Genomic DNA, 6000 nt, shown 5'->3' on the forward strand with positions numbered 1-6000 from the left:
ACCTTCTTAACTAAATAATTATTATGGTTGGACTCCTAGCTGCCCTCTCTGCGTCGGCGGCGGGGGGTATGAGAATTGCCATGCCCCTGCTGTTAATTGGTTTGTTACGCATCGATAAACTTTGGTCAGAAATACCTCTATTGTCGGGGCTTCACCCCCAAGTGGTGATAGCAATTTTGGTGAGTTGGTCGTTATTAGAATTATTTGCTTCTAAAACCTTTGTGGGACAGCGGGTGTTGCAAATTGTGCAAGTTATTTTCAGCCCCATTGTAGGAGCAATCATGGCAATTGCGATCGCTCAGGTAAGTTCCATCGACGAACTTGTTGCCCACCCTTGGATGCTGTGGATTATTGGTGTTGTCGGAGGTTTGTTGGCTTTAGTGCTGCAACTGGTGCAAGCAGGATGGCTTTATCGGCTGAAGGTATTGCCGATGTGGCTGATTTTTGTTCAAGACGCTTTGTGTATTGCTTTGGTGTTATTTGCCTTCGATGCGCCGCGGCAAGGGGGATTGATTGCGATGCTGCTGCTGTGGCTGGCAATTCGCAGTTCTAAAGAATGGTATCGCTGGTACAGGAGTCAAGCAACGCAAGGGTTATTAGGAAATCCCCGTCAAGGTAAACGCGATCCAGATTAATTTAATAATTGGTTATTAGTTATTGGTTATTAGTTATTGGTTATATCAAATCCGGTAGCATCTGAATGATTCAGATCTCTATTCTCTCCCTCTGTGTCCTCTGTGTTCTCTGCGGTTAAATCATTCCGATGCAGCCGGAAACGATATTATTGGTTATTAGTTATTAGTTATTAGTTATTAGTTATTAGTTATTAGTTATTGGTTATTGGTTATTGGTTATTGGTTATTAGTTATTGGTTATTGGTTATTGGTTACTAGATCCGGTTCCCCTCCAGGGAGGGGCTAGGGGTGGGTATGATTCCCCATCATCGTTTTCTTGAGAAACAGCCCTAGGGGTAGGGGGGAGTTGGGCAACTCCCAACTCCCAATGCCCAACTTCTAATTTAAAGTAAGCCGATCGAATGTAAAGGACCGTGACCGGTAATTAACTCCAGCAAAAGTGCCATAAAACCAATCATCGCCACACGACCATTCCAGACTTCCGCCCCCGTAGTCAAACCCCATTCCCACTGCTCTTGAGGGTACATCTTCACTTTCTTAGAAGGGCGTACCACATCAGAGAACTTAACACTGGGAGATTCCAGCGACTCGATGACTAAATCAGCCAAAGCCTCAATAAACACCGGATGAGTATTCAGCGCCGGCACTCGGTAGAAATTTTGAATTCCCGACTCTTGGGCCAATTCTCGATACTCCATGTCAATTTCTTGCAGAGTTTCGATGTGCTCGGAAACAAAACTAATCGGAACTACTAACAAATCTTCGACTCCATTAGCCGCCAGTTCGGTAATAGCATCTTCGGTGTAAGGCTTGAGCCATTCCACCGGGCCAACCCGACTTTGATAGGCGAGAGTGTGTTCGTTCGATCGATTCAAATGCTCCATAATCAGACGAGTACAATCTTCTATCTCCCGCTGATAGGGGTCTCCAGCCTCTTCTACATAGCTGACAGGGACACCGTGGGCGCTAAAAAAGATATGAACTCGATCGGAATTAGGAATATGGTCTAATTCCTGGGCGATCAATTCAGACATTGCCTGAATGTAGCCTGGACGATGATACCAAGAAGGAATAGCAGTATATTCCATCTCCTTGAGTTCTGGATCTTTTCCCCAGATTTCTTCTAGTTGTCGGAAACTAGAACCGCTGGTACTGATGGAAAATTGAGGATACAGTGGCAAGATTGCCAAATGTTCGATCCCATCGCGCTTAATTTGGGCAATGGCCTCTTCGGTAAAAGGATGCCAGTAGCGCATCCCCACATAAACACGCGCATCTTTTCCCTTGGACTCCAAGAGCTTTTGCAGCGCTAGCCCTTGTTCGTCTGTGATGCGACGCAAAGGAGAGCCGCCCCCGATTTGGCGGTAGTTTGCCTGGGATTTCTGAAAACGCAGGGTTGAAATCAACCAGGCGAGTGGTTTCTGCAACCAGGGAAACGGCAGGCGAATAATTTCCGGGTCAGCGAACAAGTTGAACAGGAAAGGGCGGACATCCTCGATTTTATCGGGTCCGCCCAAGTTTAATAGCAATACTCCTACACGGCCCATAACGGTTACAGCTCTCTCATCGTCCAGTTCTGTTACTTATTATTGACATACTCACCGCTCTGTGAGGGCGGTGACTCTTGACAGTTGACGGGGATGTGCTGCCGAGGCAGTCTTACCTTCCCTCTTTGTCCATTTAGAGTCGTGCCGATGCCCCATGCCGACTTTATAATATAACTTTATAATATCTTAAGTCGATAGCAACGTATACATAATTTTGACTTTGGCAATAATTGCTAAACTTTCTCCTTAGCTGGCGGGACAATACCAATTTTATTTAAACCTGCATCAATATCCCTAAGTAATTGAAAATCTGCTTCTGGCAAAAGGTTGACATCAGAGTGTTTTTCCAGAAAAGAAAATGCTTGCCGAAATTCACGGGAATTGGCGGCGACGGGACAATCAAAGTGACAGGGTATCACTCTTTCAAAATCCCAACTCGCCACTTGATGGACCCAATCGAGGGTTTCCTGGGGTGCGCGATTGAGAATCAAAGCTTGCAAAATCGGTGCGACAAACAATCGCCCTCCTCCCCGCAAGGCCTCAAAAGATCGCCTCCAATCCGCTTGCCACCTGAAGGGAAACAAGCCGAAATAGGCTCTGGCAGAACGTTCATGGGCTTTGAGTGTCCCTGCTAATACAGATGACCACGATCGCACTTCCAACACACTAGGGCGAAAATACATGGCAAATAAAGCAATTCTCTGCCACCCCTTGCGACGGTTTTGGTGAGTGTCTGCCACAATATCGGAGGCGCTGTCTTTGGCGTGAAACAGCAGCGGGTAAGAGTCGAATTGGACGATCGCCGGTGGATTTTCGGGAATCGAAACCACGGAATCTGTTATCATCAGCGTGCGCGATCGCCTGTGAAAAAGCGCCACCTCCGCAAACCAACCTAAGCGAAGGTCGATCGGACCAAGAATCGCCAAATCAAATTGATCGGCAAAAGGCGCTTTGCTGCTGTCGGGGGAAAGTACAAAGGTGCGTTTTGCGGGAAAACCCAGCCAACTCAGGGGTAAATTCAGCGGAAAACTCCAATGCTGCGGGGCGACAAACACCAGGGCGGTGGGAAAACATCTAGCAAAGGGGCCGACAAAAACCTTGTGTTCGATGCCGGAAATAGTTGTCAGCAGGATATACTTAACCTCACCGTGTTCTGCTACTAACTCATTTACCAAGCGGATACATTCAGGGGTTGGCGCGACAGGGGCGTAGACGAGAAGGCCTTCTGGTTCGAGTTTAATCACCGTCATCCGAATCGGGACAACGACGTAGAAAATGCCCTGAAGTTGGTCAAAAGTCCAGATTGTGTCCTTAACGATTTCCTTGCGGATTGTCCGCCGCCTGCTGTAGGGATAGATGGGGACTAGGGGCCAAAAAGGCCAGGAAAAGTCCTTGGAATCAATCTGTTCTGATATTGGTGTATCTTCGCCTGCTGTCACGGAGAGACTCCTTCCAAATTGCTGTACGTGCGATCGAACTATAGCCGAAGCAAGAAGGAAGAAGGAAGCAGGAAGCAAGAAAATGCAATAAAAAGCAATGATTTCAGTAATTAGAAACCTTTTTACTACAAACAACTTTCTCAAGTTTTAGGTAACTTGTCCTGATATAATCATAAGCTCGCAAAATTTATCGACTTAGTAGATATGACACAAAACTACCGGATCACTCTTTTACCCGGAGACGGAATCGGTCCTGAAATTATCGCTGTAGCAGTAGATGTCTTGAAAATTGTCGGCAAACAATTCGACATCGGCTTTGATTTTCAAGAAGCTTTAATGGGAGGTGCTGCTATAGATGAAACAGGCAATCCACTACCAGATGAAACCCTAGAAATTTGCCGCAACAGCGATGCTATATTATTAGCAGCCATCGGCGGTTATAAGTGGGATAATTTACCCCGTGAACAACGGCCAGAAACGGGACTTTTAGGGCTGCGTGCCGGATTAGGTTTGTTTGCTAATTTGCGTCCCGCGACTATTTTACCTCAATTAGTTGATGCTTCTTCTTTGAAAAAGGAAGTTGTCGAAGGCGTGGATATTATGGTGATCCGCGAATTGACTGGGGGCATTTATTTTGGGAAGCCGAAGGGTATTTTTCAAACGGAAACTGGGGAAAAACGCGGTGTCAATACCATGGCTTATACCGAGTCGGAAATTGACAGAATCGGGCGAGTAGCTTTTGAGACGGCGATGAAGCGTGGCAAAAGGCTGTGTTCCGTGGATAAAGCGAATGTTTTGGATGTTTCGCAACTGTGGCGCGATCGCATAATTGCCCTTTCCTCAGAATACCCTGATGTGGAACTTTCTCACCTCTACGTTGACAATGCAGCAATGCAGTTAATCCGGTGGCCAAAACAGTTCGATACAATTGTAACTGGCAATTTATTCGGTGACATTCTTTCTGATGCCGCAGCAATGTTAACTGGTAGTATTGGAATGCTACCTTCTGCTAGTTTGGGCGCAACAGGGCCGGGAGTTTTTGAACCAGTGCACGGTTCCGCACCAGATATTGCTGGACAAGATAAAGCTAATCCGATCGCGCAAGTTTTGAGTGCAGCAATGATGTTACGATATGCTTTGAACCAACCGCAAGCCGCGACTAAGATTGAGCAAGCGGTGGTGGAAGTTTTGGACCGAGGTTATCGCACTGGTGATATCATGTCAGAAGGCATGAAACTTGTCGGTTGTCGGGCGATGAGCGATGCTTTGATGGAAGTTTTGTAAAGTCGATCGAATAATCTTGTAGGGGCGGGCGATGCCGCCCCATTGGTGTCAACTTAAGCCTGAAAGCCTTGATAAATGTCGTTTTTACCATAGTCCAGATCCCCCTAAATCCCCACCCCCCCCTAGCCCCCCCCAAGGGGGGAAGGGGGACTTTGATCGGACTCTTGTCCCCCCCTTCTTAAGGGGGGCTAGGGGGGATCTGGATTTAAGAGTCAAACAGCAATCTCTGACTGGATTTGAGCTTAAGTTGACACCTATGCGCCCGCCCCTACAGGAATTGGGGTTTAATGTTCCGCAGTCAAAAGATGAAATTGCTCCGTATCAATCCGATTTGCTTGATACAAAATCTGAGCAATTTCCGAAAGCGCTAACACAGAATGGGCTCGATAACCATTCACCAGCAATTTATCTTTTACTCCCTGTTCGTGGTCAATCAAAACCACAATATCTTCCACCTTCAACCCAGCAGATTTTAACTTAGCAGCCCCTTCCATCACACTCTTGCCACTAATCAAAATATCATCAACTACCACAATAGTTTCTCCCGCCTGGAAATGCCCCTCAATTAACTTTCCCGCACCGTAAGTTTTCACTTCCTTACGGGGAAAAATCATGGGCCGTTCCATCCGCAAAGCTAAACCCGTGGCTGTGGGTAAGGAACCATAGGGGATTCCCGCAATGCGATCGAATTTTAAGCCTTTGAGAATTTCTGCATAGGCGCTGACTATTTGGTGAAAAATTTGCGGAATTGAGATAATCTTTCGCAAGTCAATGTAATATGGAAATACTGCTCCTGATGCTTGTACGTGGTCCCCAAAAACTACGCAGCCAATATCATAAAGTTGCAAGATTAAATCCCGGTGAGGTTCTGGTTGCAAAAAGCAAACATCCGGTAGCCATAATTCGCAAGTAGGACTACCTGCGATCGCCCTTAGCCGATGTTCGTTAATATTATCCCGCAATTTTTGCACTGCTTCGCGGGGATTTGACTCCGCGAATAAACTGGCAGGTATTGGTAGCAATAAACCTTCACCATTCTTGCTTAAACCAGCCGCCAGCAGTTGAGAGAGGTCGTTTGCTTCTGCGATACCATTT

The 6000-nt window shown here is 46.6% G+C and carries 5 protein-coding genes; 2 read left to right on the forward strand and 3 right to left on the reverse strand.

Annotated features, from left to right (window positions below; translation table 11 throughout):
• Positions 1-23: 23 nt before the first annotated feature.
• Positions 24-635, forward strand: a complete 612-nt coding sequence (locus tag AAFP11_RS03985) for a DUF4126 domain-containing protein (RefSeq protein WP_340550447.1) — start codon at positions 24-26, stop codon at positions 633-635.
• Positions 636-1018: 383 nt separating this feature from the next.
• On the opposite strand, the gene hemH is transcribed toward AAFP11_RS03985, so the two are convergent.
• On the reverse strand, positions 1019-2182 hold the full coding sequence (gene hemH, locus AAFP11_RS03990; protein ID WP_341735850.1) for a ferrochelatase: 1164 nt from the start codon (positions 2180-2182) through the stop codon (positions 1019-1021).
• Positions 2183-2415: 233 nt separating this feature from the next.
• Positions 2416-3621, reverse strand: coding sequence for a DUF4336 domain-containing protein (locus tag AAFP11_RS03995; RefSeq protein ID WP_341735851.1), 1206 nt, complete (start codon positions 3619-3621; stop codon positions 2416-2418).
• A gap of 204 nt (positions 3622-3825) precedes the next feature.
• Between AAFP11_RS03995 and leuB the strand changes: the two genes are divergently transcribed.
• A complete protein-coding gene (gene leuB / locus AAFP11_RS04000; protein WP_341735852.1) occupies positions 3826-4905 on the forward strand; it encodes a 3-isopropylmalate dehydrogenase in 1080 nt (359 codons plus the stop codon).
• Between the two features lie 284 nt (positions 4906-5189).
• On the opposite strand, the gene pyrE is transcribed toward leuB, so the two are convergent.
• On the reverse strand, positions 5190-6000 hold an 811-nt coding region (pyrE, locus tag AAFP11_RS04005; protein ID WP_341735853.1), incomplete at its 5' end, for an orotate phosphoribosyltransferase.

The sequence above is a fragment of the Microcoleus sp. CAWBG640 genome (genome assembly GCF_020883015.1).
Classification (GTDB): Bacteria; Cyanobacteriota; Cyanobacteriia; order Cyanobacteriales; family Microcoleaceae; genus Microcoleus; species Microcoleus anatoxicus.

Coding starts and splice junctions, on each gene's coding strand:
- AAFP11_RS03985 (WP_340550447.1), top strand. CDS start 24: ATGGTTGGACTCCTAGCTGCCCTCTCTGCGTCGGCGGCGGGGGGTATG.
- hemH (WP_341735850.1), bottom strand. CDS start 2,182: ATGGGCCGTGTAGGAGTATTGCTATTAAACTTGGGCGGACCCGATAAA.
- leuB (WP_341735852.1), top strand. CDS start 3,826: ATGACACAAAACTACCGGATCACTCTTTTACCCGGAGACGGAATCGGT.